General features: G+C 74.1%; 1 pseudogene. It reads left to right on the top strand.

The features are described from left to right. Nucleotides 1-1,018 (top strand): annotated as a pseudogene (locus C667_RS23280) (hemolysin D); the annotation flags it as partial.

Raw genomic sequence — 1,018 nt, 5'->3', positions numbered from 1 at the left:
GGGGAGAAGGCGGGTCGGCAGGGCGGCGCGAGCCCGCGCGCCGCGGCGGGTCCGCGCTGGTGGACGCGGCTGCTGCATGGTTACGTGTACTACCGCGTGCCGCTGCTGCGGCCCGACGCCGCGCTCACCCGGCTGGCGCCGCTCGCTCGCCCGCTCGCCGCACGCCAGGTCGCGCAGGTGCTGCAGCTGGCCGGCCTGCTCGGGCTGCTGCTCGCCCTGCCGCAGGCCGAGCTCTACTTCGCCACCGCCAGCTACCTGCTCACGCCCGCCGGCTTTGTCGGCTTCGTCGGCTGCCTGGTCGCGCTCAAGATCGGCCACGAGCTCGCCCACGCCTTCAGCGCCAAGCTCAAGAACCTGCACGTGCGCAGCATGGGCGTGGCCTTCATCCTGCTGTGGCCGATCCTGTACACCGACGTCACCGACGCCTGGCGCGAACCCGACCGCCGTCGGCGCGCGCAGATCGGCTCGGCGGGCATCCGCTTCGAGCTCGCCGTGGCCGCGCTGGCGCTGCTCGCCTGGGCGGTGCTGCCCGACGGCGTCGCGCGCAGCCTGGCCTTCTACCTGTCGAGCGCCTCGATCCTGTCGACGCTGCTGATCAACCTCAACCCCTTCATGCGCTTCGACGGCTACTTCCTGCTGATGGACGTGTGGGGCATCGACAACCTGCAGCCGCGCGCCTTCGCGCTGCTGCGCCACCGCCTGCGCCGGCTCTGCCTGGGCTGGCGCGGCGGCTCGCCCGAGCATCACCCGCAGGCGGGGCCGATGCTGGCCTACGCGGTCGCCACCGCGGCCTACCGCGTCCTCGTCGCCATCGGCATCGCCGCCGCGGTGTTCGGTTTCTTCGGCTCGGTCGCGGGGCTGCTGGTCGCCGCGCTCGAGGTGTACATCCTGATCGCGCGCCCGCTGCTGCGCGAGCTGCGCGAGGTGCATCGCCAGCGCCGCGCCATCGGCTCGCCGCTGCGCGCGGGCGTGAGCCTCGCGGTGCTCGCCGGCCTGGCGGGCGCGGTGTTCCTGCCGC

The organism is Thauera phenylacetica B4P (genome assembly GCF_000310225.1).
Lineage (GTDB): Bacteria > Pseudomonadota > Gammaproteobacteria > Burkholderiales > Rhodocyclaceae > Thauera > Thauera phenylacetica.
The sequence above is the reverse complement of the archived record's forward strand: the minus strand, read 5'-3'. Positions and strand labels throughout refer to the sequence as shown.